Here is a 26,488-nt window from a genome sequence, read left to right on the forward strand (position 1 = left end):
TTGCGCTTAAATAAAAAGAATGAACTGAATAATATAGGAAATATTATAAGAATATTGAAAGAAGATAAATATAGAGGGGAGAATGGTGGGCCGTCCGCGACTCGAACGCGGGACCAATGGATTAAAAGTCCACTGCTCTACCAACTGAGCTAACGGCCCATTCGGGTAATCAAAGCTACTTTGATTGAATTTTCTAAAAAGAGATTTTAGAAATGATGGTGGGCCGTCCGCGACTCGAACGCGGGACCAATGGATTAAAAGTCCACTGCTCTACCAACTGAGCTAACGGCCCATCAGGGGATATCAAATTTAATGGTGGGCCGTCCGCGACTCGAACGCGGGACCAATGGATTAAAAGTCCACTGCTCTACCAACTGAGCTAACGGCCCTGAACCAACAATTAAGCAAGGCTTAATCGTGCAGTGCAAGAGAAACTAAAAAGTTCTGAAAGCACCACTTTGTTTGATGGAGCGTATTGTAGCAAGATCTCATTGCAGCGCAAGTAAAAAATAACAAAGTTGCCTATGTTTGATTATAAATACAACAATTCTGCTTTATCTAAACAAAAAATAGGCAACTTCGGCACTTAGAAGCGATATTGATAGGCTTGAATGTTCTCAAAAATTTCTTGAGTCAGCTCACAATACGCATCGCTCCCTGGCAATAAAACCAGCAGGCGTTCATCGGTCTTGTTTGGATCAAAAGCCTGTTCTTTCAGTTTGTTTTTCTGATACTTGAAGGTACCGGTCGTTTCTACTTGCTTTTGAATGCGTAGAAAAACCGGAACTGCATATGTAGGCAGACAGCGTTTAAAGGTGCTGACCATATTTTTCAGGTCTTGCTCATCTAGGGTGCTTCCTGATTGCAGGGTAATTGCAGCCATGCCTGCACGGCCATTGGTATGCGGAATTTCTACGCCATAAACCACAGCTTCGATAATTTTGTCATACTCGGTCAGCATGTTTTCGACTTCAGTCGTTGAAACATTTTCACCTTTCCAGCGGAAGGTATCACCGAGACGGTCGACAAACTGAGCATGACGGAAACCGATATTACGCACCAGATCGCCCGTATTGAAGTAGGAATCACCTTTACTGAACACGTCATGCATGATGACTGCCTTGTTCTTTTCCGGATCGGTATAGCCATCGAAAGGGGAGCGGCGGGTAATTTTACCAATCAATAAACCGGTTTCACCTTTTTTCACCCGTTTGCAGCGACCTTTGGCATCACGCACAAGCTCATTTTTATCTTTGTCAAATTCGATAATGGCATAAGGCGTTGGTGAGAAACCGACAGTATTGTCAAAGTTAAAGACATTGCTGAAACCGACATTACCTTCACTGGAGGCATACAGTTCCAGTACTTCCTTGATGCCAAAACGGGATTTGAATTTATCCCAGATGTTTGGGCGCATTCCATTACCAATCATCTTGGTGACACGATGGCCTTTTTCCAGTTCAGACGGTGTTGCATCCATCAGGTAGCGGCAAAGTTCACCGACATAACCAATCGCTGAAGCATCAAATTTTTTGACATCTTTCCAGAAGGAAGAGGTGGAGAATTTACGGCGGATGGCAAAAGTACTGCTTCCGGCAATCACCCCACACCAGCACACCACAATGCCTGTCGCATGATAAAGCGGCAGGGTGCAGTACATCACATCATCTTTATTCAGGTTCAGAACATGACCATAGGTGCCATAGGCGAGTGTCCAGCGGCTATTGGTAAAGACCACCGCTTTAGGTAAGCCAGTGGTACCTGAAGTATAGATATAGAACAGGCCGTCTTTACCCTGTACCGAATGTGTGGTCGGTGTATTGAATTTAGGGAACTGGTCAATCTGCTCTGCCAGGTTAATAAAACCTTCAGGTGCCTGTCCGGCATTTTCTTGTGTGTTCTGATCGGCAAACCAGTGAAAACGGTCAGCGGCAATATTGAGATCATGACGGATTTCATCAACCGCAGCACGGCACTCTTCACCGACAATGACCGCAATCGGTTTCACCAGATTAATACTATGTGTCAGGACTTTGCCGACCTGAGAAGTATTCACCAGCGCAATCGTGATGCCCAGCTTGGCTAGACCAATCACGCTGGCAATAAACTCCGGACGGTTCTCGACCATCACGGCCACCACATCACCTTTCTGTGCACCGAGAGAGAGGTAAAAATGTGCGATCTGGTTCGCCCAGCCATTTAGGTGAGCATAGGTATAGGACTGATCCTCAAAACGTAATGCAATACCTTCAGGATTACGCTGTGTTGCTTTTTCAAAAGCTAAACCCAGGCCTGCGGGCGTATTGGGAGTACGTAAATAAGCCTGTCGCAGTCCGTTCAGCAGATTAGGGACCTTACTGATGAAGGCAGGGATTTTGGCTGCGACATCTGCAATGCCAATAAGATCGGGTTGGTTCGTCTGGGTCATGGGCGTCCTATCATTTTTCGTATCCAATGCGTTTAATTTATATGCAATAAACGGATGATAGCCATCTTTTAGCGTGTTGAAACTAGAGTAATCAACCTATTCTGACAAAATCTAGCAAAAAAAACCTAGCCACCGAAATGACTAGGTTTTTTTAGTTAACTGCAATTGGGTGAATTATGACTCAGTTGCAGTATTGGTTTTTTTCGGTGGACGGCCACGTGGACGACGTGGGCGGGCAGCCGGTTTTTCAGCTTTTGTTACAGTTTCTTCAGCTTTATCGGCTTCCGGAGTTTCAGTAGGCGCAGCTTCGTTTTCTGCTGGAGTTGCTTCAGCTGTAGCCGTTTCAGTGACTTCTTCAGCTGGAGCCTGTTCAGCGTTCGCAGTTTCTACAGGCGCTTCAGCAGCTGGCTCAGGAGTTTGAGTCGCTTCAGTTGTATCAGCACTTTCTACTGCGGCTACCGGAGCTTCAGCAGGTGCAGCTTCAGTATTTTCAGCTTTCGCCTCTTCCGCTGGAGCCGTTGCTTCTGCAGCAGGTTCAGCTGCAGTAGATTCTGCTTCAGCTTGTGCTTGCTGTTTAGCCTGCTGTAATGCTTGCTCGGCAGCCAGTTTAGCGAGACGACGACGCTCACGTGGATCATTCGCCACACGTTTCTCTGAAACCGGTGCAGGCGGAGTTAAATCCAGCACAGGTGCAGGTTCTGCTTCAGGTTGTGCTTTGCTGACTTCTACATCACGAGTTACAGGTTTTTTCTCTGTGGTCGCGGTCGAAACCGTTGTTAAAGTCGCATTATATTCCTGCGTGAACTTTTGCAATGCGCGGTTAAACGTTGGCAACAGACCAAACTGTTCAATCAGGACTGAACAGTCTTCGCCATAAACATGGCGAATCAGACTGCCAATGGTGTATTGGCCAAGTGTTGGCACCTGTGATGGTGTCAATTGCTGAGTTTTCGCCTGTTGGCCTTGTGCAGCACGGCGGCGGTCACGACGACGTTGACGTGGGTCATTGCTGGCACGCTGTTTTGATGATGACTGAGCTTCCGGTGCTTTCTCTGCAGGAGCAGATGCAGTCACTTCAGCCAGGAACTCTTCCGCAGCTGGCGCTTCTACAGGAGCATCGGCAGGGGCAGTCACTTCAACAGCAGGTTTTGCGACTGGAGCAGTGTCATTCAATGCCACAATTTCGCTTTTCGCCTCGTCAATATTTACCACCATTGCTGTTGGCATCACTTCTTTACGAGGAGCATCGACCAGTTCTACACGCACTTGCTTTTCATTGACTGCTGGAGCTTCAACGGCAGCAGGTGCTTGAGGTACAGCTTGCTCATTCAGAACACTTGGATCGCGGTGGCGATTTGGACGTTCTGGACGTTGCTGGTTGCGACGGTCACGACGTGGCACGTTTTGCTGTTGCTCATTGCCGTGAGTATCGCTTTGCTGTGCAGACTCGTTGTGGTGCTGACGGCGAGAGTTGCGTTTGTTTTCACGCGCTTCCTGACGAGAAACCTGAACCACTTCTTCATGCATCTGATGTTGTGATACATTATCAGACTGCGCCTGTTCACGTGGCTCTTTGTGCTTGTTGCTACGTGCTTTTTTGTTATGACGCTGTGATTTCTCTTCACGTTCAGTTTTTTCAGACTGATCACGCTCTGGTTTATGTGCCACAGTCGATGGCGCCAGATAAGCATTACCGGTAGTTGCCGGTACTGCAACAGCTGCTGGCTGTGCATGTACTGCTGGTGTTACAGGAGCAACCTGGCCGAACTGACCACGACTCACTGCCCCGCCATTCACCATCTGTTCAATAGCAGCAGCAGCATTGTTCGCTGTGCGAGACTGATCAACAGTAGTTGCCTGTTTTTGTACAAACAGGTTTTCTAACCATGCACATGGGCTGGCTGCAGGTGCTGCAACTTGAGCAGGTGCCCGTTGTGCAACAGGTGCTTGCTGTACGTTTTGCTGATTCTGGTTATTGCGGCGTTTATTGTTTTTGCCGTTGTTTTGCTGCTGAGCAGGTGCTGGCGCAGCAGTATGCGTATGTTCTTCTTCTAAATGCCACTCAGAAGACTCATAACCCAGTTCTTTTTCGCTTGAACGGGTTGCTTCAGTACGCTCGTAACTGGTTGGTGCGAAACCTTCAGGGTTATACGAAATTTCGTAGTGAGGCGTTTCCAGGTGTGGATGTGGAAGTACAGTTACGCGTGTATTTGAAGTTTGTTCCAGATATACTAGACTGTGACGTTTTTCATTCAGCATGAATGCTGCAATTTCTACCGGTACTTCAACCTGAACTTCACCATGACGTTCACGAAGGGCGATTTCTTCCACTTTACGCATGATTGAAAGTGAAAGAGAACGCAGGTCACGTACCATACCCGTACCATGACAGCGTGGGCAGACATAACCAGTCGCTTCTTCTAATGATGGACGCAGACGTTGACGGCTCATTTCCATCAGGCCGAAACGAGACAGTTGGCCAAACTGAATACGTGCGCGGTCGCTTTGAGTCGCTTCACGTAGTTTCGCTTCTACCATACGCTGGTTGCGATCTTTGGTCATGTCGATGAAATCGATTACCACCAGACCACCGATATCACGTAAACGTAATTGGCGAGCAATTTCTTCAGCAGCTTCAAGGTTGGTATTTAACGCTGTATCTTCAACGTCCTGACCACGAGTTGATTTTGCTGAGTTAATATCGATTGAAACTAAAGCTTCAGTTTGGTCGATCACGATCGAACCACCTGAAGGCAGTTTTACTTCACGTTCATAAGCAGTCTGGATTTGGCTTTCGATACCGAAATGCGCAAACAAAGGCTCATTCAATGTATAAGTTTTCAGCTTATCTAACTGAAGCGGCATTACTGCTTTAACAAAGTTATATGCTTCGTTATAGGCTTGCTCAGAATCAATCAGGATTTCTGCTACATCATCACGCAGGTAATCACGGATCGCACGAGTTACCACACCTGCTTCCTGATGGACTAGCATAGGTGATGGGCCTGAATTTGCAGTGCTTTGAATTTGTGCCCAAAGGTCTAGCAAATGTTGCAGATCAAGCTGTAGCTCTTCTTGAGAACGGCCAATGCCTGCGGTACGAACAATGACGCTCATACCACGTGGCACATTTAAAGAAGCCAGCATTTCTTTCAGTTCTTCACGTACTGAACCGGAAATCTGACGGCTGATACCGCCACCTTTCGGGTTGTTTGGCATCAGAACCAGATAACGACCAGCTAAAGAGATGAAAGTTGAGAGAGCAGCGCCTTTATTGCCGCGCTCTTCTTTTTCCACCTGAACCAGAAGTTCAGTGCCTTCAGTAATCAGTTCACGGATATTTGAAGTTTGACGAGGATCGGCTTTGTAGTAAGAGTTTGCGATTTCACGCATAGACAGGAAGCCTTGACGACCTGCGCCGTATTCAACGAATACAGCTTCTAAAGAAGGTTCAACGCGAGTCACGTGACCTTTATAGATATTCGATTTTTTTTGTTCACGGGTACGATTCTCTAAATCGAAATCGTAAAGACGCTGACCAGTGACAAGTGCAACGCGAATTTCTTCGGCATGTGTTGCATTAATCAACATACGTTTCATGGGTGTAACACCTTATAGTGATACACAGCAAAAAATCGCTATTCACGTAGCGAACATCACACATCACGGATCAATGGCCCAGATCTCCAATGAGTTTCATTGTGGTCTGAGTCTTTTATTCCCGGCGTCTACTTGAATATAGATCAGCTTCGGTATTTTGATTCACGTATTGATGATGGCAATACGGCTTCAATCTTTAAACGATTAAAGTCACCTGAACGTTTCACTGGCGGACAAGCGGTGCATTAGATGTGAGTAACTTTCACTGTCACATTGCTCGAAGATCATCCCTTCTTTATAGAAAGTGTCTTGATACGGAATTGTCGTCGTATCTTTACAAACTGTGCAGATCCAATGCATCAAACGCTGTAGCCTGAAGTCGTCTTCAGGGTGCGACTAATCTGATGTGTATCAGTTTACGTTTAAAAACCAACTAGGTTGGCGACATATTTTTCAGACAAACTGATTTATGTACCTGAGGTACAATTAAACGCAACAGTTTGCTTTGTTTGCCGATATAATAAGCCTTCGGCGTCGGCATAATTCTTTTGGGACCTTCCCGTATCATGTGAGTCTTTAATTGAATAATCAAGTTCAGAGAAATCTGAAATGCTTCAACTTTTACTCACAAACGATGGTTTCCGTGCGCTGACTATACCAAACCTTGCATCATCTGCCTATGGGCTAAGCTTATGTTTCTTGTGTAAAGCATAACCTAAGTGATCATTTTTTAATCAATTTTAGTATTTTTGGGTCATAGTAACTGTATGAATTCTACACAACAATGGCAAAGCGTCACTTGGTTTGAAGTGGATGAACATCAAGATGGACAGCGAATCGATAATTTCCTGTTCAGTCGTCTGAAAGGGGTGCCTAAAAGTCGGATTTATCGTCTGATTCGTGAAGGACAGGTTCGCGTCAATAAAAAACGCATTAAGGCCGAAACCAAACTGGCGATTGGCGACCAGATTCGTGTGGCACCGATTCGTTATGAGCAAAAAGATGAATCAGAAGCGCCGATTTCGGACAAGGTGGCTCAAGGTCTTCTGTCCCGTGTGGTATATGAAGATGAAGGCTTGATGGTCGTCAACAAGCCATCTGGAATTGCCGTGCATGGTGGTAGCGGTGTGGCATATGGTCTGATTGAAGGTTTGCGTGCTGCAACCGGTAAAAAATACCTGGAACTGATTCACCGTATTGACCGTGACACCTCTGGTCTGGTGATGATCTCGAAAAAGCGTAGTACCTTAAAAACGCTACAAGATTTATTACGTGAACATAAAATTAAAAAAACTTATGCCGCTGTCGTGAAAGGACAGGTAACGCTAGATAAACAACTCATTGACGCGCCTTTACACCGTTATGAACTTTCTAATGGTGAGCGTCGTGTACGTGTCTCTAAAGAAGGCAAAGAGTCTAAAACCCAGTGGAATGTAGCAGAGCGTTTTATGCATGCGACACTGGTGTATGCTTCTCCATTGTCTGGTCGTACCCATCAGATTCGTGTACATGGTCTCAGCATCGGTCATCCGCTGGTAGGCGATGAGAAATATGGTCACGAGACTGAATATCGTGGGCCAAAGCCACGCCGCTTATGTCTGCATGCGATGCGTCTGGAAATTCCGGGTTATCCGACCATTGAAGCGCCTTTGCCTGAAGATATGCAGAGTCTTGTGGCTCAGCTTCGTGCGCAAAAGGCGGATAAGGTGGTAACGCCTGCGGAAGATGACGAGTAATTTTTAGCTTTTAAGTTAACCCTCTCCCTGAGCAGCACTGCTGCGCAAGTCTCCTTTCTTGCACGAATTTTAAAAGCAATGCTTTAAAATTCGCTCAGGAGAGGGAACGTTGAGTTCGCATGTGCTAGTGATAAGTCAAAATAGCTAAGAATTTATCTTTATTATTTAGTACTGTACGTTGTTCAGTAATGAATTCTCCCTCTCCTTTTAGGAGAGGGCTGGGGTGAGGTAAAAGTAAAGCACAGCCGAGTTTTGTAGTTATAAAATCAAATTTTATCGCGTAGGCAGTGTTTTACTTTTGACGGGGGCAAAAGTAACAAAACCCCTTCTGTTGATCTGATGGCACCTCTCTATGCCACAGATCAACGGCGACATCCATGTCGCCATTGGATAGCCAATAGCTGTTGTGATATCACAATAAAAGTTATTTTGTGATGAAACTCTCCCTCCTTTGAAAAAGGAGGGTCGGGGTGGATTAACATTGAATCAAATACTAGGAACCTTATATGAATTCACCTGTAAAATTGGTCATTTTTGATTGGGATGGCACTTTATTTGATTCAGTGGGGCAGATCGTCTCGAGCCTGCAGTTTGCTGCACAACAGTTTCAGCAACCTTTAACTGATACAGATGCAAAAAGCATTATCGGATTAGGTTTGCCAGAAGTCGCACAGAGACTTTTCCCAACTGTGCCAGAATTACATGCCGATATTCTGCAGACCTATTCAGATCATTATGTGGCGAACTCTGTTGAAGATGCCTGGTTCGATGGCGTGTCTGAAATGCTCTATGCATTAAAGGATGAAGGCATTAAATTAGCAGTCGCTACTGGTAAAAGTCGTAAAGGTTTAGATCGTGTATTAAAGCAAACCAAGAGTATGGATCTGTTTCATGCCACTCGTGCTGCCAGTGAAACCCGCTCTAAACCAGATCCTTTAATGTTAGCTGAAATCCTGGCTGAAACTGGTATTAGTGCGCATGAAGCGATTATGGTCGGTGACACTTCTTATGATCTGGAAATGGCGATGAATATTGCCATGCCAAGTGTGGGTGTGACTTATGGCGTACATACACCGGAAACCTTGGCGCAGTTTAATCCGCTATCGATTGTCAACGATGTCAGCAGTTTGCATGACTTTTTATTGGCTAAAGTCCAATGGAAAGAAGCCATTTAATTCAGTATCTTAGTCATTATTCAAGATCCGGCATTTTCTGAAATAGAAGATGCGGATCAATGCTGTAGATTTGAACAACTGGTCTTATCTTTTAGTCTAAAGTTGTGATTACAGTGGTTTTGTTCTGTCATGATTGTTGAGTTATTTAGTTGGATATAAGTTAATTCATAATTATAAGATTATGTTCTTAATTGATTTTTATAAATTTAATTTATAGATAATAGCTATTGCAAAAAATAAAATAACTATTGGCATTCACGTCGTATTTTTCTCATCCTAAAACTGTTTATTCATATGCCCATACTAGGCGCAATTGTTTATTGGAATGATCGAAATGATCAGGCCAGAACATTTTGCCTGTCTTAGTTCTCGGCATAAGCCTCATTTTTGCAGTTTAAGGAAATATTGATGTCGAATTCTGCTGTTGTTGAATCAGTTGCACAAGCATTACGTACTGCTGAACTCTCAAAAACTGCGATCGCACCGATTCGCCCGGAACTTGGTGGTGAAAGTGCTGACGTAGATATTGCCTATGCCGTTCAGGAAGTAAATACCGAGCGTGCTCTGTCGGAAGGTCGCCGTCTGGTAGGTCGTAAAATTGGTTTGACATCGAAAGTGGTTCAAGCACAGCTTGGCGTAGATCAGCCTGACTTCGGTATGTTGTTTGCCGACATGGCCTATGGCGATGGTGAAGCAATCCCTGCAGGTTTGCTGATTCAACCGAAAGTTGAAGCTGAAATCGCATTAGTCATCAAAGAAGGCCTGACCAAAGCAAAACACACGTATGCAGACATCATCAGTGCAACTGACTATGCACTTCCTGCTGTAGAAGTGGTCGATAGCCGTATCGAAAACTGGAAAATCAGCCTGATTGATACCGTGGCTGATAACGCATCTTCTGCTGCATTCGTTCTGGGCTCTAAGCCTGTCAAACTGGAAAATCTTGATCTTGTGAACTGCAAGATGGTCATGACACGTGGCCACGAAGTGGTTTCTCAAGGCGTGGGTAAAGCATGTCTGGCAAATCCATTAAATGCTGCGGTATGGCTGGCAGACGAAATGGTACGCCGTGGCCGTCCATTATTAAAAGGCGACATCATTTTGACTGGTGCTTTGGGTCCAATGGTCGTGGCTCAGCCGGGCGATGAATTCAAAGTTGAAATTGAAGGCTTTGGTTCAGTAACAGCTGCTTTTGCTGCTGAATAAGGGAATACAAGAGAGTACGTTCATGAAAAAGATTAAATGTGCATTGATCGGTCCAGGTAACATTGGTACTGACTTGCTTTATAAACTGCAACGCAGCGAATGGTTAGAGCCAGTATGGATGGTGGGGATCGACCCAACTTCTGAAGGTCTTGCTCGTGCAGCGAAAATGGGCCTGAAAACTACGGCTGAAGGCGTAGACGGTCTGCTTCCTCATGTTGTTGAAGACGATATCAAAATTGCATTTGATGCAACTTCTGCTTATGTACATGCTGAAAACAGCCGTAAGCTGAACGAGCTTGGCGTGTTAATGATTGACTTGACTCCTGCTGCAATCGGCCCTTACTGCGTACCACCAGTGAACCTTGAAGCTTTACTTGAACAAGGCGAAGTGCCAAACGTGAATATGGTAACTTGTGGTGGTCAGGCAACGATTCCTATGGTTGCAGCGATTTCTCGCGTTCAACCTGTGAACTATGGCGAAATCATCGCGACTGTATCCACTAAATCAGTAGGTCCTGGTACTCGTAAAAACATCGACGAATTCACGCGTACTACTGCTGGTGCGATTGAAAAAGTGGGTGGTGCAAAACAAGGTAAAGCGATCATCATCATTAACCCTGCTGAGCCACCACTGATGATGCGCGACACTGTTCACTGTCTAGTTGAAGGTGAATCAGATCAAGCGGCAATCACTGAATCTGTACACGCGATGATCAAAGAAGTTCAGAAATACGTACCAGGTTACAAACTGGTGAACGGTCCTGTATTTGATGGCAACCGCGTATCGATCTTCCTTGAAGTTGAAGGTCTGGGTGACTTCCTGCCTAAATATGCAGGTAACCTCGACATTATGACTGCAGCAGCTGCACGTACCGCAGAAATGTTCGCGGAACGTGTTTTAAATGCAGTTGAAGCTTAAGGAGCACCTTCATGTCTAAGATTATTATTAATGATATGACTTTACGTGATGGTATGCATCCAATGCGCCATCAAACTACACCTGAGCAAATGGTTGCGATTGCAACTGCTTTGGATGATGCAGGTGTACCTTTAATCGAAGTCACACACGGTGACGGCCTTGGCGGTAACTCTGTAAACTACGGTTTCGCAGCTGCAACTGATGAAGAATACCTGAAAGCAGTGATTCCAAACCTGAAACAGGCGAAAGTATCTGCGCTGTTATTGCCAGGTATTGGAACAGTTGATCATTTGAAAATGGCGCATGATGTAGGTGTGGCAACCATTCGTGTGGCGACACATTCGACTGAAGGAGATGTTTCTGAACAGCACATTACTGCAGCGCGTAAAATGGGTATGGACACTGTGGGCTTCTTGATGATGGCACATATGGCTTCTCCAGAAAAACTGCTCGAAGAAGCACAAAAAATGGTGTCATACGGTGCAAACTGTATCTATGTGACTGACTCGGCGGGTTACATGCTTCCGCAAGACGTGACTGACCGTGTAGGTATCTTACGTGCTAACCTGGATTCAGACATCGAAATCGGTTTCCATGGTCACCATAACCTAGGTATGGGTGTTGCCAACTCTGTTTCAGCGGTTCAAGCCGGTGCAACACGTGTTGACTTGGCATCTGCCGGTCTAGGTGCTGGTGCAGGTAATACGCCACTTGAACTGTTTGTTGCGGTTGCAAATCGTATGCAAATGGAAACTGGTGTTGACCTGTTTAAAGTACAAGACGTTGCAGAAGATCTGATCATTCCAATGATGACTCATCAGATCCGTGCTGACCGTGATGCTGCAACTTTAGGTTATGCGGGTGTTTATTCTTCATTCCTGCTGTTTGCTAAACGTGCTGAAGCAAAATATGGCGTATCTGCTCGTGAAATTCTGCTTGAGCTTGGTCGTCGTGGTACTGTTGGCGGTCAGGAAGATATGATTGAAGATTTGGCATTGACTATGTCTAAAGCGAAAGAGCTTCAAGCTTAATAGTTAAAAGCTAAATTTTTTAAAAAAAAGCGTCCGAAAGGGCGCTTTTTATTTATTGGAATAAAATAGACTTCTTGCGTTAGTCAAAATTTAAACAGCCCAAAGCTACATTTTATAAGGTTTTAGCTAATTCAAAAATTAGGTAAAACGATACTTTCGCAAGAGGTCTAATGAATAAGATATTAAAATGATGGAATAAGATATTTTAATTATTACTATTTATTTTAAGAAAATAATCATGCACATTTCCTTAAACATAAAAACGATAAATAAAAAGTTATTTTTAAATTATAAAAAAATAATAGACTTCTTGCGTTAGTTAAAATTTAAACAGCCTAAAGCTACAATTTATAAGGTTTTAGCCAATTCAAAAATTAGGTAAAACGATACTTTCGCAAGAGGTCTAATGGCTATTTATATAAGAGAAAACATGGATTTATATTGATTATCTGGTTAATTTTTTATTTTAGTTAATTGTTTATAAATATAAGTCTTTTTCAAATTTCAGCATACTTATTCTATCTATAGAGATTAATAGAAAAATTTTAATACTGTAGTCGGATTTTTAAAAAAACTAGAGTTGAGCATGATAGCGGCATAGCTTAATTTGATTACTAGGAATAAGCCATGCGTCGTCAAAACTTATGGATAGCAATGCTTGCTGCAATAGCAAGTTTAGGAACAACTGCAGCGAATGCAGACTTTATTGACGACAGCAATGTTCAACTCAAATTTAAAAACTTTTATCTAGACCGTCAGTATCAAGATGACTATTCATCACGTAACTGGGGTTCTTGGTCACAAGGGATTACTCTAGATGCCAAATCTGGTTACCATGATATCGGTGCTGGTGTTGAGGTCGGTGTTGATGTATTAGTTCAACATGCAGTCAAACTTAAAGGTCGTGATCAGAATCCGGATTGGGTTTTACCGCATGATGGCCAAGAATCAAAGGATCATTTTGGAAAAGTTGGTGCAACCTTAAAAGCTAAGGTTTCGGAAACTGAACTGAAAGTAGGTGAATTATTACCTGTGTCGCCAGTTCTAGTGTTTGATCCATCACGTCAATTGTTAACAACTTATAGCGGTGCCTGGTTAGAATCTAAGGATATTCTGGAAGATACTAAATTCACTGTGGCTTACATTGATAAGATTAACAATCGTTATGATAATCAATTCCGTGATTTAACTAAATTTAATCCACCACAATTTGATAATGGCGCTGAATCAGATGGTATGTGGATTGTTGGTGTAGATCATCAACTAACAAAAGAGTTGGGTGCAAGTTATTGGTATGCAGATGTTCAAGATATCTACCAACAGCATTACTTAGGTATGAATTACAAAACTGCGCTCGGTGAAAAAACCAAATTAGATAGCCATGTGCGTTATTTTGATAACTCGGAGTCAGGTGACAAACTGTATGGTGAGATTGATAATCAGGCACTGTCAGTAGGGGCAAAAGTTAATCATGGTGCGCATACTGTAGGTCTGGGTTATCAGCAAATGTTTGGTGCTACTGCATTTCCAACACTTGGTGGCTGGGTGCCGCAGCCTTATCTGGTGAACTGGGGCGTTGCAACCTTTACTGCACCAGAAGAAAAGTCATGGAATGTTTCTTATGGCTATGACTTCTCTGAAATGGGTGCCAAAGGATTAAACGCAACTGCAGTTTATTTCAAAGGTTATGATGCTAAATCAGGTGATCAAAACTTTAATACTGATGAGCTAAATCTGATTGCGAATTACACTGTTCCAGAGGGTAAGTTAAAAGGTTTAGGCATCCAAGCGATGTATATTGATGTAAATTTTGCAAATCCTACTAAACCAGATCTTCAGGAATACCGCGTAGCGACAACTTATACTCATAAATTCTAATTTAAGCGCATTTTAAGAGCAGTCAGTATTCTGGCTGCTTTTTTTGAGTTGAGAATCTAGTCAAAACCTTAAATTAAACAGTGTTTTAAATTTAAAATAATTAGTTAAAACAAATACTTAAATAATATATTTTTTGTAGTATGCAAGCGTAATTTTATATCAGTTGAAGACAGTAGAGCGGTTAATATAAGACTGTAAAAAGATCATTTTTAATGAGTCAACTTGACGTCGAGTTCTCGTCATCGAGGAACACGCAAGCAAGAAACTGTAAGAGGAATCATGATGAGCACTGTTCAAATCCCTGATTATAAAACAGATCCTTTCTTCGGCTTAGAAGACAAATGGATTGAAACTGCAGAAGGTGAGTTGACTCACTACCATGAAATTGGTGAGGGTACGCCTATTCTGTTCCTGCACGGTTCAGGTACGGGTGTGTCTGCTGCTGCAAACTGGTGGTTAAACCTGCCTTCAATTGGTGAACAAGCACGTTGTATCGCAATCGATACCATTGGTTATGGTCAAACTGTGGTTGCACCAGGTACTGCTTATGGTATTCGTGCATGGGTGGATCATGCCGTACGTACTCTAGATGCTTTAGGTATCGAAAAAACCTGGTTAGTGGGTAACTCTCTGGGTGGCTGGTTGGCATTCCAGATGGCACTTGATTATTCTGAACGTGTTCTAGGTATCGTATCTATGGGTACTGGCGGTGCAAAACAGACTGCTGCGCTGAAAGCACACGCAAACCCTGTTCTGACTGAAGAGGGTATCAAGAAAACCCTGTCTATGTTCGTGGTGAACAAAGACCTGATCACTGACGAACTGGTTAAAGTACGTTTTGCTTCTGCTGCAAATGACTATGCATCAAACCGTTTGATGGATGTAGTGGGCGCACGTGACCGTGACCGTTTCGAATTCCCGTTAGACTTCGAAAAAATGAAAGACATCACTGTACCTGTATTATTGATTCATGGTACTCAAGACGTGGTGATTCCGGTTTCTCGTACTTGGGATATCCTGAACATCGTGCCAAATGCTGATGCACACATCTTCAGTCAATGTGGTCATTGGTCTCAAGTTGAAAAATCAGATGAGTTCAACACTGTGATCAAAAACTACCTGGCTGTACACGGCGTAAAATAAGTCGTACTCAGTTTAAAAAAGGATGGCTTCGTTCATCCTTTTTTCTTTCTAAAATATTAGATTTACAGCTGCCAAATGAACACCATTTCATTCAGTGAATTTTTTAAACATTTTTAATGCTTTTTAGCTATTAATCAGAATTTCAAAAATTAAAATGGGCCTTAGACTTCTTATTAGACTTAAGTTGTAAAAGAAGCCTAATTTGAGCAAAAATTAAACCTAATAAGCCATGGTCGGAGATGTTGGAAGCCAAGCTAGATGTGGTCTGTTATAGGAAAAATGAATATAAAATGAAATTTTGATTAGAAAAAATAAAAACAAAAAAGCACACGTATTCTCAGAGGAAATTACGTGTGCTGCTATAAGAATAGAAAATTAATGTGGTTCGTCGCGGTTAATGTCTAGGTAGAATACGCGAGTCAGAAGTTCCAGGAACTTCTTCACTGCGACTGAATTAGTATCCTTGCGATAGCTAACATACAGATTTAAAAAGGGAAGTTCTACATCCAGCGGGCGGATCACGGTATTGTTCATGGTCAATGGTGCGATATAGCCTGGCAGGATGGTACAGCCCAAGCCCATACCAATCGAGTTGATATTGAACAGAATATTATCCGCCTTTTGGACAACATTAAATTCAATTCCGTTGGCTTTGGCAAAATCCAGAATAGTATGATGCAGGGTCTGTGACTGTTCTGCAGATGGAATAATAAAATCTATACCATTCAGTAATTTAACTGGAATTCGATCGTATTTTGCTAAAGGATGATCTTTTGGCAAAATGAAGATCAATGGCTCATGAATCACAAACTGGCTTTCGATTTCATCGCTATGGAAATTGTGACGGGTAAAGGTCAGATCCAGTTCGCCTTTCTTCAATAATCGCATTTGCTCATTATTATTCAGACTAAGCAATTCAATTTTTAAATCAGGGTTTTGCACGCGCAGATTTGGCAGGATATACGGGAAGATTTTCATCTCTGCGACAGGGACGAAACCGATGCGCAGCATTTGCTGCTTGGCTTGTGAGACCTGACGCGCCATGGCAATCGCCTTGTCGGCTTGTGCCAGCGTTAGGCGGGCCTGTTCAAGGAATACAGCACCTTCTTCGGTCAGTTCGACTTTACGCTTGGTACGGTGTAGCAGTTTGACACCGACATCCTCTTCCAAATCTTTGATTTGCTGACTAAGTGATGGCTGAGCCGTGTAAAGTTTGAGTGCTGCCTTACTGAAGTTGAGTTCTTCAGCCACAGTAATGAAGTAGCGGAGGTGTCGTAATTCCATATCATCAGTCCGTCGAGTAATCCAAAAAATGTCTTACTATAATTTCAGAAGAGTATAATCTATAAGCAACTATGTCGTGAAGATTATTTTGTCATTTAGAAAGTAAATGCCTTGGAGGGATTGATTAGTGTTTTAATATAAAAATACACGCCTAGAATAATTGCTTAAAACTATTAATCAAAACAAAAAAAATATTTCCGCAAATTCACTCAAAAATCCATCATCGTTGAAAAGTTGAGTCTATTACTTTGTGCCATATCTGGTCACAGGAGAGCTTTTCATGAGTGGAAAAATTGATGTGCGCGAAATCGACGCTTTAGTCGATGCACAAAATGGACGTATCACGCCATCTATCTATACAGATCCTGACATTTACGAATTAGAACTTGAACGTGTCTTCGGTCGTACCTGGTTATTCCTTTGCCATGAAAGTCAAATTCCTAAGGCTGGCGATTTCTTCAATACCTACATGGGTGAAGATCCAATCATCGTGGCACGCCAAAAAGACGGCTCAATCAAAGCATTCTTAAACCAATGCCGTCACCGTTCTATGCGCGTAAGCTTCGCAGACTGTGGTAACACACGTGCGTTCACTTGCCCATACCACGGCTGGTCATACGGTATTGACGGTTCTCTAAAAGACATCCCGCTTGAAGAGCGTGCTTACCCACATGGTGCATGTAAAGAGCAATGGGGTCTGGTTGAAGTTAATCGTGTGAAGTCTTACAAAGGCTTGGTATTCGCTTGTTGGGATGAAACCACACCTGACCTAGAAGAATACATGGGCGATATCGCTTGGTACCTGGACGGTGTTGTAGATCGTCGTGAAGGCGGTACTGTGATCGTGGGTGGTGTACACAAATGGGAAATCGACTGTAACTGGAAATTTGCAGCCGAACAGTTCGCATCTGACCAATACCACGCGTTGTTCTCTCACGCATCTGCAATTCAGGTGCTGGGTGCAAAACCAGACGATGAATCTTCTAAGAAATTAGGTGCTGCACAAACTGCTCGTCCAGTTTGGGAAACTGCGAAAGACGCGATCCAATACGGTTCACGCGGTCACGGTTCAGGCTTCTTCTTCACAGAGAAACCAGATGCAAACGTATGGGTGGACGGTGAAGTAGCGAACTACTTCCGTGAAACTTACGAAGAAGTGAAAGAACGCCTAGGTGAAACTCGTGCGCTTCGTTTAGCGGGTCACAACACCATGTTCCCTACATTGTCTTGGTTGAACGGTACTGCAACGCTTCGTGTATGGCACCCACGTGGTCCAAACAAAACTGAAGTTTGGGCATTCTGTATCTGTGATGCGGACGCACCAGAAGATGTACAAGCAGCATTTGAACGTTCTGCAACGCGTGCCTTTGGTCCAGCCGGTTTCCTGGAGCAAGATGACTCTGAAAACTGGATTGAGATCCAAAAAGTTTTACGTGGTTATAAAGCGCGTCAAAACAAACTCATTATGGAAATGGGTAAAGGCAACGAGAAAGTACGTGAAGATGGTATCCCGGGTATCACGAACTATATTTTCTCTGAAACTGCAGCACGTGGTATGTACCGCCGCTGGGCAGATTTATTGATTCATGAAAAATGGGAAGACGTTGAAGCTGCGGCTGACGAATATGAGAAGGAGCTTATGAAATGAGTCAAATCAGTTTAGAACTTCATCACCAAATTAGTCAGTTCCTATATCAAGAAGCCAAGCTTCTTGATGACTGGAAATTCCGCGAATGGTTAGACACGCTAGCTGAAGATATCTCTTACACGCTACGTACTACACCAAACGCTCAAACGCGTGACCGTCGTCGTTCAGTTGAACCACCTACTACCTGGGTATTCAACGATACGAAAGATCTTCTGGAACGTCGTGTTGCACGTCTGGAAACTGGTATGGCTTGGGCTGAAGAGCCTCCATCACGTACCACTCACATGGTGAGCAACGTGATTGTTGAGTCGACTGAGGTTGAAGGCGAATACGACGTGTACGTGACATATTTATTGTACCGTACGCAAAAAGAGAAAGACGTGGTTATCTACTGTGGTAAACGTCATGACAAGATCCGTAAAGTTGAAGGTGGCCTAGGCTTCCAGATTTTCAACCGTAAGATCATGCTTGACCAAGTTACCTATAACTCACATAACCTGAGTGTGTTCTTCTAATGAATAAGATTTTTGTTTGCCAAGTTGACGAATTAGACGAAGGCGAAGCATTAAAAGTGGATTGTGGCGTAAACGGTATCGATGCGCTGGCTGTATTTAACAATGGCGGTGAATTCTTCGCTATGAACGATAAATGCAGTCATGGTAATGCTTCTATGTCTGAAGGTTACCTTGAAGATGACGGTACTGTGGAATGTCCATTACATTCAGCTCGTTTCTGTTTGAAAACCGGTCAGGCACTTTGCTTACCAGCAACTGACCCAATTCAAACATTCCCAGTTGTACTTGAAGATGGTGCGTTATACGTAGAGATGGCAGGAGAGTAATCATGGGTTGGCTACAAGGCGAAGTTGCACTGATCACTGGTGGTGGTTCAGGTCTCGGTTGGGCACTCGTAGAACGTTTCCTGGAAGAGGGCGCACAAGTGGCCGTTCTTCAGCGTTCAAAAGCTAAAGTAGATGCATTAAATGAACACTTCGGTGGAAAAGTTCTTGCGATCGAAGGTGATGTAGCCAGCTATGCAGATAACGTTCGTGCTGTTCAAGCAACTGTAGAACGTTTCGGTAAACTCGATTGTTTCGTGGGTAATGCTGGTATCTGGGATCACTATGCCGATATCGTCAATACTTCAGGTGAGCAGCTGGAAAAAGCCTTTGATGAGATTATGGGGATTAACACCAAATCTCTGATTTTAGGTGCGAAAGCTGCACTGGATGAGCTCGTTAAATCTGAAGGTTCGATCATTTTCACACTGTCAAATTCTGCATTGTATTCTGCAGGTGGCGGTCCGGTTTACACTGCATCAAAACATGCGGGTGTAGGCATTATGAAAGAACTGGCTTACGAACTTGCACCTAAAGTACGAGTCAATGCCGTTGCGCCATCAGGTATGAATGTGAACATCAAAGGTGCTGCATCTTTGGGTCAGGAAAATCTTGGTCTGCTCGATGCACGTGATCCTGAGAAAATCGCCCGTGGTATGCCACTGAACTTCTTACCTGAACCTGAAGACATGACTGGTTCCTACGTGCTCTTAGCATCTCGTCAAAATAACCGCCCGCTGACTGGTGTTCTGATTAACGCAGAATGCGGCCTGGGCATCCGTGGTTTACGTCAACCACGTGCAGGTTTCTTTGATGAATAAAAATCTAGTCTGAAATGGACTTTTCGGCAGCCTGTTCTTGGCTGCCTTCCTTTTAAGGAGTCTCTCATGGCCGTTAAACTTATTTGTGCTTCGCACAGTCCTTTAATGGAATTTGCTTCACCCCAAGAAAAACGCAAAGAACAGGCTGTTCGTGAAGCGTTTGAAAAACTGGCGGCTGAAGTAAAAGCTTACGACCCAACCCTGATCATTACCTTTGGCCCTGACCATTTTAATGGTTTCTTCTATGACCTGATGCCAAGTTTCTGCGTGGGGATCCGCGCGAGGGCTGCAGGGGACTGGGACTATGGTAAAGACAATGACCACATTGATGTGCCAGAAGACAAAGCACTGGCTTTGATTCGCCGTGTACTCGATGAGGGTGTGGACGTTGCATATTCTTATCGCATGCAAGCCGACCATGGTGTGACTCAGCCCTTACATTTCCTGTGTGAAGGCAAACTTGACCGTTATCCAACGATTACAATTTTTATTAATGGCGCTGCAGCACCGATGCCAACTACCAAGCGTACCATCGCTTTAGGCCGTGCTGTGGGTCAATACATCAAGTCTTTAAACCTTGAAAACGAGCGTGTGCTTGTTTTAGGTACCGGTGGTCTGTCACATGATCCACCTACACCGCAAATGGGTGCTGTACCACCAGAAGTGGAAGAGTTCCTGATTGCAGGCCGTTATCCAACGCCTGAAGCACGTTATGCACGTCAATCCAAAATTATTGCAGTGGGTCAAAAGCTGGCAGCAGGGGATACGTCAGTTGCCGTGCCTTTGAATGCTGAATGGGATATTGCCCTGCTGGAAACCTTCAAGAATGCTGATTTTGCAACATTAGAAGCGATGACTGAAGCTGAAATCCGCCGTGATGGTGGTCGTGGTGGTCAGGAAGTCCGTTCTTGGATGGCTGCCTTCGCTGCCTTAAGCGAAATGGGTGAGTACGAAATGACAACGCACTGTTATGAAGAAATCAGTGAATGGATTGCGGGCTTCGGCATCGTATCTGCAGAGTTAAAAGGTTAAAGACATGAGCAACATCGAAACCATCGTAATTGTAGGTGCTGGCCAGGCAGGTGCAAGCGCGATTTTAGAACTTCGTGGCAACAAATACGAAGGTAAAATCATTCTGATCGGTGATGAAACGCATCTTCCTTATGAGCGTCCACCACTGTCTAAAGACGTGATTCTAAAACCTGAAGAGACCAAGATTGAAATTCTGTCAGAAGAAAAACTGGCGGAACTTGGTGTAGAAACCATTCGTGGCAATGGCGTGAAAAAAATCAACGCTGAAGTGAGAACGGTTGAACTTCAAAATGGGGACGTTGTTGCTTATGACAAACTGTTGCTTGCCACTGGCGGCGCAGCACGTCGTCTGCCAAACTTCGATGCGCTGGGTAAACACGTTTATACCTTGCGTAACCTTGAAGATTCACAAGCTTTAGTACCTGTGTTGCAATCAGGCCGTCGTATTGTCTTGATTGGGGGTGGCGTGATCGGTCTGGAACTGGCTTCTTCTGCACGTTTCAAAGAATGCCAAGTAACTGTGATCGAAATGGGGCCTATGGTCATGGGCCGTTGTTCGCCACGTATTCTGAGCGAGTTCCTGTTAGAACAACAACGTTTGGAAGGTATCGATGTTCGTCTGGAAACCAAGATTGCAGACTGCCGACTTGAACAAAATCAAGACGGTGAAGAAGTTGTGATTACCCTTGAGGGTGGTGAAGAGCTTCGTGCTGATGCTGTAGTTTATGGTATCGGTATCGTGCCAAATGCACAATTGGCTGTAGAAGCTGGCCTGGATGTTGATTTCGCGATTAAAGTGAATGAAAACTGCCAGACTTCAAATGCAGACATTTATGCGGCAGGTGATGTGGCAACTCAATTACGTGACTGTGGTAACCACCGTCGTGTCGAAACTTGGGAAAATGCCAACCTGCAAGCAGGGATCTTTGCGCGCCATGTGATGGGCATTGAGCATCCGACGCCTAATCCAGCTTGGTTCTGGACAGATCAGTTGGACATCAACTACCAGTTCGTGGGTGACATGGCGGCTGCTGAATGGCAAGTTCGTGGTGAAATCAATCCAGAGCTTCGCGCTGAATCATCATTCGTGATGTTTGGTGTGACTGATGGCGTTATTGTTGGCGGTATCACTGTAAATGCGGCAAAAGAAATGCGTCACCTGAAAAAACTGATCAGCAAGAATGCAGCGTTTGAAGCAGATAAATATTTAGATCTCAGCCAGGATCTTCGTAAACTTGTGAAGTAATCTGAGTTTACAAAAGGGCAGACCTCGGGCAACCTGGGTCTGCTTTTTTATGTCTGTCAGATTGTGCTGTCATGACCTTACATTCCATTGTGATTTGAAATGGCTTTGTGTAGGTTTGGCTTACTTTTCAAAGATGAAAAGTAACAAAAATCTTTTGCTAAACTGAGGATATATCCCTATATCCTAGTTTAGCGGCGGCGTCCCTGCCTCCATCAGTATTGTTGATTGTGAATTTGGGCGAGAAGTTAGTTCAATTCTTTCTGATTAAAATTTAATTGAGTCCTTTATGAATTCAAATTCATCTCCCATGCTGGTGACGGCAAGTATTTATGCCTTGCTGGTGCTGATCTGGGCAGCGACGCCATTGGCGATCGTCTGGAGCGTTGCAGAAGTTCATCCGATGTGGGTGCTGATCATTCGTTATTTCGGTGCTTCTGTGCTGGCTTTGGTGATCTTGGCTGCCATGCGTAATCCATTGCCATTCGATCGAACCTCAATGATGAGTTATGTAGCAGGCAGTCTAAACCTGATCGGTGCACAGTTATTTATCTATCTGGCGGCGAATTATTTGACCTCTGGATTAATGGCTTTAATTTTCGGTTTCTCACCACTGGTTGCTGGCCTGATTGGGCATGTCATCCTGAAAACTAACCACCTAATCTGGTTGCAATGGCTCGGTATGGCTGTTGCCGTCGGTGGTTTAAGTTTTGTCTTTGCGGAGTCAGCAGATAGTAAAGTGAATCCGTGGGGCGTGGTCCTGATGCTGATTAGTATGGTGTCTTATATCAGCTCGATTTTCTGGGTAAAACAGATCAATGCGCCATTAAAACCGATGTCCCAAGCCACCGGTTCTTTGATTGTCTCTTCATTGGGATCATTACTAATCATTCCTTTTATCTGGCAATCTTTCCCAACACAAATGCCAAGTATGCAGGCGCTATTCGGCTTTAGTTTTACCATGATCCTGTCTTCGATTGTGGCGATGCTGTGTTACTTCTGGCTGATTCGTCGTTTGGCAGCCTCGACAGTGTCACTCAGCAACGTGATGACACCTGTGATTGCCCTGGTGCTAGGGGCAACCTTGAACAACGAACATATTAGTTCAAATGCGTTTGTCGGAATCGTGATTGTGATGTTTGGGATCGTGATGTATTTTTGGAAAGAGTGGCGAGAGCAGTATTTTTCTAAATCCTAAGCCGTATTACTCAAATTAAAAAATATTTAGAAAGGAAGCTAGGGCTTCCTTTCTGGTTTTTGATGCAGAACCGGGTAGGGATGTCTTTTCTATCCCTTTGAGAACGGCAGATAAGCTCAAATCCAGGCTTTAAGTCAAGGATAGTCGCATCAGACACAATAAACAGTATTGCTAGCTTTGTTCAGTATACCCATCAAACCCAGAATCTGCTGCTGATGTTCCACATGGAACAGTTGCACCTGATCAAAATAACCATGCTGGATAATCTGCTGGCGAATCTTCATGATTTGCTCGTCATTCAGAAAATGATGCGAAGCCCGGACAGATTGCTCCCACAGTTCTAGGAGCTGAGGATGCCGATCGGCAGAAGTAAGGACAATCACAGCCATGAAGTTTCCGATTAAAAATGAGAACAACAAAACAATAAACAATTTATGTCAGCAGTTTATTAAGATGCAAAGAGATAAAATGAAAAATCAAATAGATCCATCTGTTTGAGGAAAAACTAGGACAACTTTGAATGTCATCTGAATCTAATAAAATTGTGGTCTATGCAGCGTTATTTGGCAACCTCGCTATTACACTGGTCAAATTCGTCGCAGCCTATATTACCAATAGTTCTGCGATGCTCAGTGAAGCGATTCACTCGGTGGTCGATACTCTAAATGAAATTCTGCTTCTTTACGGCATGAAAAAGGCAGAGCAGCGCCCAGATGCCCAACATCCTTTTGGCTATGGCCGTGAACTGTATTTCTGGGCCTTTATTGTGGCCTTGATGGTCTTTGCACTGGGTGCGATTGTATCCATCTATCAAGGCATCCTGCACATCATTCATCCTGAAGAAATGCAGGATCTGATGATCAACTATATTGTCCTGGGTATTGCGATTCTGTGTGAAGGATTCTCCTGGACAGTGGCTTTAAGAACCTTCCGTAAAATGAAAGGCAAGATGGGCTATTTCGAAGCCTTTAGACGTAGTAAAGATCCGACCACCTTTACCGTATTATTTGAAGATACTGCTGCGCTAGTAGGTCTTTTTATTGCCCTGATCGGGATTTTCTTGGCTCATCAACTGAATATTCCTGAACTGGATGGTGCTGCCTCTATTCTGATTGGTGTCGTGTTGGCGGTATCAGCCTGGTTACTGGCACGTGAAACCAAAGGCTTATTGCTGGGTGAAACAGCAGATCCTAGACTGCGTGAAAATGTACTTAACATTGCCCAGCAGGATGCTGCGGTCTATAGCGCCAATGGTGTATTAACCGAGCAAATGGGTGCACATCAGGTAATTGCCTCCTTAAGTCTGGAATTCAAAGACGATCTGACTTCTGATGAAATTGAAGCTTGCGTTAACCGGATTGAAGCGCAAATCAAACAGCTACACCCAGAAATTATTACTCTATTTGTGAAACCTCAAACCAAAGCGGTATGGCTGGAACGGACTCAAGGTCGTATTTAAGGAAATGAAGTTTTCAGCAGTTAACTTTCGTCGGATAGTCAGAAGGGCATCAAGCGTGATTACGTGAATACGGGATAAAAATTTAGGTCATGAAATCATGTACAGTCAGGTATGGAGTGAGAATTATCGGATGAATATCGATCATTCTCCTGTCTTTTTAGAAAGCAGAATGGGCACAAACTTGATCACCAGTATTTATTTTTTTAGAAGATTTTCATCGGTTTTGGTCTTTCCATTGGCTCGATGTTTTGCTAAAAATAACAAAAACATAAATGAATCTTAGGCACGTATTTCATACTATGCTGGAATACCGAAGTATATAAGTTTGTATGCGATTTAAAGAGATGCTCCGTTTGAAAATTCCAGGTGGATGCTGTCTTGCATATAACAAATAATAAATAGTGGATATTTATGCAAGATCTTTTCAAGACTAAAAAATTTCAGCTTGAGACTGAGTCCAGTTGGAAACATCTCTGGTCCAAGCCGGTATTTGATTATCTACATTCCGATCATTTTGATGGTGAGCGGTTTAAGAACCTGGAGCATCATTCGCTCGAGCAGAGTCGCTTTGACTTGTATAAATGGTTATTCACCAGAAAATCCAGCACCTGGGAAGTGAATCTGGAACAGGAACGTGCCGATTTTTTTTCACGTCCGCGTGCCTTGCCACAAAACCGGCCGGAAGCCACTTTAGATGACTGGCAAATCTGGTTTATTGGGCATGCCACCGCTCTGATCCAGATCGGGCCGTATAATTTTCTGACTGATCCGGTCTGGTGTGAATATGCCAGTCCTTTTGCATCCCGAGGGCCACAGCGCGTTATTCCTGCTGGCATTGCCCTGGATGAGCTGCCGCATATTGATGCCGTATTGCTCAGCCATAACCATTATGATCATATGGATCTGGCGACCTTGGCCTGGCTGCATCAAACCTATCAAATGCCGATCTATACTGGTCTTGGCAATGGCTGGTACCTGCCTAAAGACTATAATGTCATTGAAATGGACTGGTGGGAAAATGCATTTTTTGAAGATATCCAGATTGTCTATTCGCCAGCACAGCACGCTTCAGGACGTGGAATGCGCGATCAGAACTGTGCATTATGGGGCGGTTTTTCCTTATTGAATGGCAAGGATCATTGCTATTTTGCTGGGGATAGCGGTTATGCGCTGCATTTCAAGGAAATTCGAAAACGCCTTGGGCCACCACGAATTGCGCTGTTGCCGATCGGTGCCTATGAACCACGTGAATTGATGCGCAATATTCACATGAATCCGGAAGATGCTTTTCATGCCCATCAGGACTTAATGGCACGTTGTTCAATGGCGATCCATTATCGAACCTTCCAGCTCACCGATGAAGCACGTGACCAGCCTGAAAATGAACTGCAGCATATTATCCAGCATTCATCCAAGCTGATTAACCCGTTTTACTGTATTCGTGAAGGCAAACGGATTATTGTCTAAGGGCTTCTCTTTGTTCTTGTTGAATTATTTGAATGGCGATAACAAAAAGCATCAGCATCGCGATATTCATTACTACAGGATTAAAGGCGGCTATAAGCTGTAAAGGGTCGGTGAGTACGATCAGCAGTAATAATCCGCCCAGTCCAGCAATATTCAAACCATGTAATAGAAGGGATCTGTTCCATTTTAAAAAGCACAAACCAAACAGTATCTCACACAACCCAGATAAGCCTACCAAGCTTTTAGCGAGCAGTAGGCTAACCCCCATATTTTGCCAGATTTACAGTTCAGCAGTAGATTGGAACAGAATTTTTGGAACTAAGCCCTGATACAGCCAGAGTGCAGCTAAGGCAAACTGGGTTGTACGCAGCGGTTGCATCAA

The 26,488-nt window shown here is 43.9% G+C and carries 20 protein-coding genes, 3 tRNA genes and 1 pseudogene; 16 read left to right on the forward strand and 8 right to left on the reverse strand.

Going from position 1 to position 26,488, the window contains the following annotated elements; translation table 11 throughout:
• Nucleotides 1-83: 83 nt before the first annotated feature.
• From FOC32_RS06310 to FOC32_RS06330, 5 genes are all read right to left on the reverse strand, one after another.
• A tRNA-Lys gene (locus FOC32_RS06310) sits at nt 84-159 on the reverse strand.
• A 57-nt stretch (nt 160-216) separates the two neighbouring features.
• A tRNA-Lys gene (locus FOC32_RS06315) sits at nt 217-292 on the reverse strand.
• 21 nt (nt 293-313) lie between these two features.
• Nucleotides 314-389: transfer RNA gene (locus tag FOC32_RS06320), tRNA-Lys, on the reverse strand.
• A gap of 197 nt (nt 390-586) precedes the next feature.
• The gene (locus tag FOC32_RS06325; protein WP_005232410.1) at nt 587-2,428 is read right to left on the reverse strand and encodes a long-chain-acyl-CoA synthetase; all 1,842 of its coding nucleotides are present in this window, start codon (nt 2,426-2,428) and stop codon (nt 587-589) included.
• A gap of 174 nt (nt 2,429-2,602) precedes the next feature.
• Nucleotides 2,603-6,028 (reverse strand): Rne/Rng family ribonuclease, encoded by a 3,426-nt coding sequence (locus FOC32_RS06330; protein WP_005232408.1) that lies wholly within the window; start codon nt 6,026-6,028, stop codon nt 2,603-2,605.
• A gap of 767 nt (nt 6,029-6,795) precedes the next feature.
• Here FOC32_RS06330 and FOC32_RS06335 point away from each other — a divergent pair.
• The 7 genes from FOC32_RS06335 to FOC32_RS06365 all read left to right on the forward strand — a co-directional run bounded on the left by FOC32_RS06335 (nt 6,796) and on the right by FOC32_RS06365 (nt 15,116).
• Entirely contained in the window at nt 6,796-7,764 is a 969-nt protein-coding gene (locus tag FOC32_RS06335) for an RluA family pseudouridine synthase (protein WP_005232406.1), read from the forward strand.
• A gap of 506 nt (nt 7,765-8,270) precedes the next feature.
• The gene (locus FOC32_RS06340; protein WP_005232404.1) at nt 8,271-8,939 is read left to right on the forward strand and encodes an HAD-IA family hydrolase; all 669 of its coding nucleotides are present in this window, start codon (nt 8,271-8,273) and stop codon (nt 8,937-8,939) included.
• A gap of 408 nt (nt 8,940-9,347) precedes the next feature.
• On the forward strand, nt 9,348-10,145 hold the full coding sequence (locus FOC32_RS06345) for a 2-keto-4-pentenoate hydratase (protein ID WP_005232403.1): 798 nt from the start codon (nt 9,348-9,350) through the stop codon (nt 10,143-10,145).
• 22 nt (nt 10,146-10,167) lie between these two features.
• Complete coding sequence (locus FOC32_RS06350) at nt 10,168-11,064, forward strand: acetaldehyde dehydrogenase (acetylating) (protein WP_005232401.1); 897 nt, start codon at nt 10,168-10,170, stop codon at nt 11,062-11,064.
• 11 nt (nt 11,065-11,075) lie between these two features.
• Nucleotides 11,076-12,095 carry a 4-hydroxy-2-oxovalerate aldolase gene (dmpG, locus tag FOC32_RS06355; protein ID WP_005232400.1) on the forward strand — a complete coding sequence of 340 codons (1,020 nt, stop codon included), beginning with the start codon at nt 11,076-11,078 and terminating at the stop codon, nt 12,093-12,095.
• Between the two features lie 627 nt (nt 12,096-12,722).
• On the forward strand, nt 12,723-13,973 hold the full coding sequence (locus FOC32_RS06360; protein WP_005232399.1) for an OprD family outer membrane porin: 1,251 nt from the start codon (nt 12,723-12,725) through the stop codon (nt 13,971-13,973).
• A gap of 282 nt (nt 13,974-14,255) precedes the next feature.
• Nucleotides 14,256-15,116, forward strand: a complete 861-nt coding sequence (locus FOC32_RS06365) for an alpha/beta fold hydrolase (protein ID WP_005232398.1) — start codon at nt 14,256-14,258, stop codon at nt 15,114-15,116.
• A 375-nt stretch (nt 15,117-15,491) separates the two neighbouring features.
• On the opposite strand, the gene hcaR is transcribed toward FOC32_RS06365, so the two are convergent.
• Nucleotides 15,492-16,400: a DNA-binding transcriptional regulator HcaR gene (gene hcaR, locus FOC32_RS06370; protein WP_005232397.1), complete on the reverse strand. Its 909-nt coding sequence runs from the start codon at nt 16,398-16,400 to the stop codon at nt 15,492-15,494.
• A 280-nt stretch (nt 16,401-16,680) separates the two neighbouring features.
• Between hcaR and hcaE the strand changes: the two genes are divergently transcribed.
• From hcaE to FOC32_RS06405, 7 genes are all read left to right on the forward strand, one after another.
• Entirely contained in the window at nt 16,681-18,048 is a 1,368-nt protein-coding gene (gene hcaE / locus FOC32_RS06375; RefSeq protein WP_005232396.1) for a 3-phenylpropionate/cinnamic acid dioxygenase subunit alpha, read from the forward strand.
• Complete coding sequence (gene hcaF, locus FOC32_RS06380) at nt 18,045-18,563, forward strand: 3-phenylpropionate/cinnamic acid dioxygenase subunit beta (protein ID WP_005232395.1); 519 nt, start codon at nt 18,045-18,047, stop codon at nt 18,561-18,563. Before hcaE ends, hcaF begins: the two co-directional genes overlap by 4 nt.
• A complete protein-coding gene (gene hcaC, locus FOC32_RS06385) occupies nt 18,563-18,889 on the forward strand; it encodes a 3-phenylpropionate/cinnamic acid dioxygenase ferredoxin subunit (protein WP_005232394.1) in 327 nt (108 codons plus the stop codon). The genes hcaF and hcaC overlap by 1 nt, the downstream gene beginning before the upstream one ends.
• 2 nt (nt 18,890-18,891) lie before the next feature.
• Nucleotides 18,892-19,707 carry a 3-phenylpropionate-dihydrodiol/cinnamic acid-dihydrodiol dehydrogenase gene (gene hcaB / locus FOC32_RS06390; protein ID WP_005232393.1) on the forward strand — a complete coding sequence of 272 codons (816 nt, stop codon included), beginning with the start codon at nt 18,892-18,894 and terminating at the stop codon, nt 19,705-19,707.
• Between the two features lie 66 nt (nt 19,708-19,773).
• Nucleotides 19,774-20,739, forward strand: coding sequence for a 3-carboxyethylcatechol 2,3-dioxygenase (locus FOC32_RS06395; RefSeq protein ID WP_005232390.1), 966 nt, complete (start codon nt 19,774-19,776; stop codon nt 20,737-20,739).
• A gap of 4 nt (nt 20,740-20,743) precedes the next feature.
• A complete protein-coding gene (gene hcaD, locus FOC32_RS06400) occupies nt 20,744-21,985 on the forward strand; it encodes a 3-phenylpropionate/cinnamic acid dioxygenase ferredoxin--NAD(+) reductase subunit (RefSeq protein WP_005232389.1) in 1,242 nt (413 codons plus the stop codon).
• Nucleotides 21,986-22,271: 286 nt separating this feature from the next.
• Entirely contained in the window at nt 22,272-23,180 is a 909-nt protein-coding gene (locus FOC32_RS06405) for a DMT family transporter (protein WP_005232387.1), read from the forward strand.
• 149 nt (nt 23,181-23,329) lie between these two features.
• Here the strand turns inward: FOC32_RS06405 and FOC32_RS06410 are convergent, their stop codons facing one another.
• Nucleotides 23,330-23,569 (reverse strand): hypothetical protein, encoded by a 240-nt coding sequence (locus tag FOC32_RS06410; protein WP_104426642.1) that lies wholly within the window; start codon nt 23,567-23,569, stop codon nt 23,330-23,332.
• A gap of 131 nt (nt 23,570-23,700) precedes the next feature.
• Here FOC32_RS06410 and FOC32_RS06415 point away from each other — a divergent pair, with 131 nt between their 5' ends.
• Nucleotides 23,701-24,639, forward strand: a complete 939-nt coding sequence (locus FOC32_RS06415; RefSeq protein WP_175966655.1) for a cation diffusion facilitator family transporter — start codon at nt 23,701-23,703, stop codon at nt 24,637-24,639.
• Nucleotides 24,640-25,050: 411 nt separating this feature from the next.
• Nucleotides 25,051-26,106, forward strand: coding sequence for an MBL fold metallo-hydrolase (locus tag FOC32_RS06420; RefSeq protein ID WP_104426640.1), 1,056 nt, complete (start codon nt 25,051-25,053; stop codon nt 26,104-26,106).
• On the opposite strand, the pseudogene FOC32_RS06425 reads toward FOC32_RS06420, so the two are convergent.
• Nucleotides 26,096-26,485 (reverse strand): annotated as a pseudogene (locus tag FOC32_RS06425) (DoxX-like family protein). The gene FOC32_RS06420 and the pseudogene FOC32_RS06425 overlap by 11 nt on opposite strands.
• Between the last annotated feature and the right edge of the window lie 3 nt (nt 26,486-26,488).

The organism is Acinetobacter sp. FDAARGOS_724 (genome assembly GCF_013364475.1).
Classification (GTDB): domain Bacteria; phylum Pseudomonadota; class Gammaproteobacteria; order Pseudomonadales; family Moraxellaceae; genus Acinetobacter; species Acinetobacter variabilis.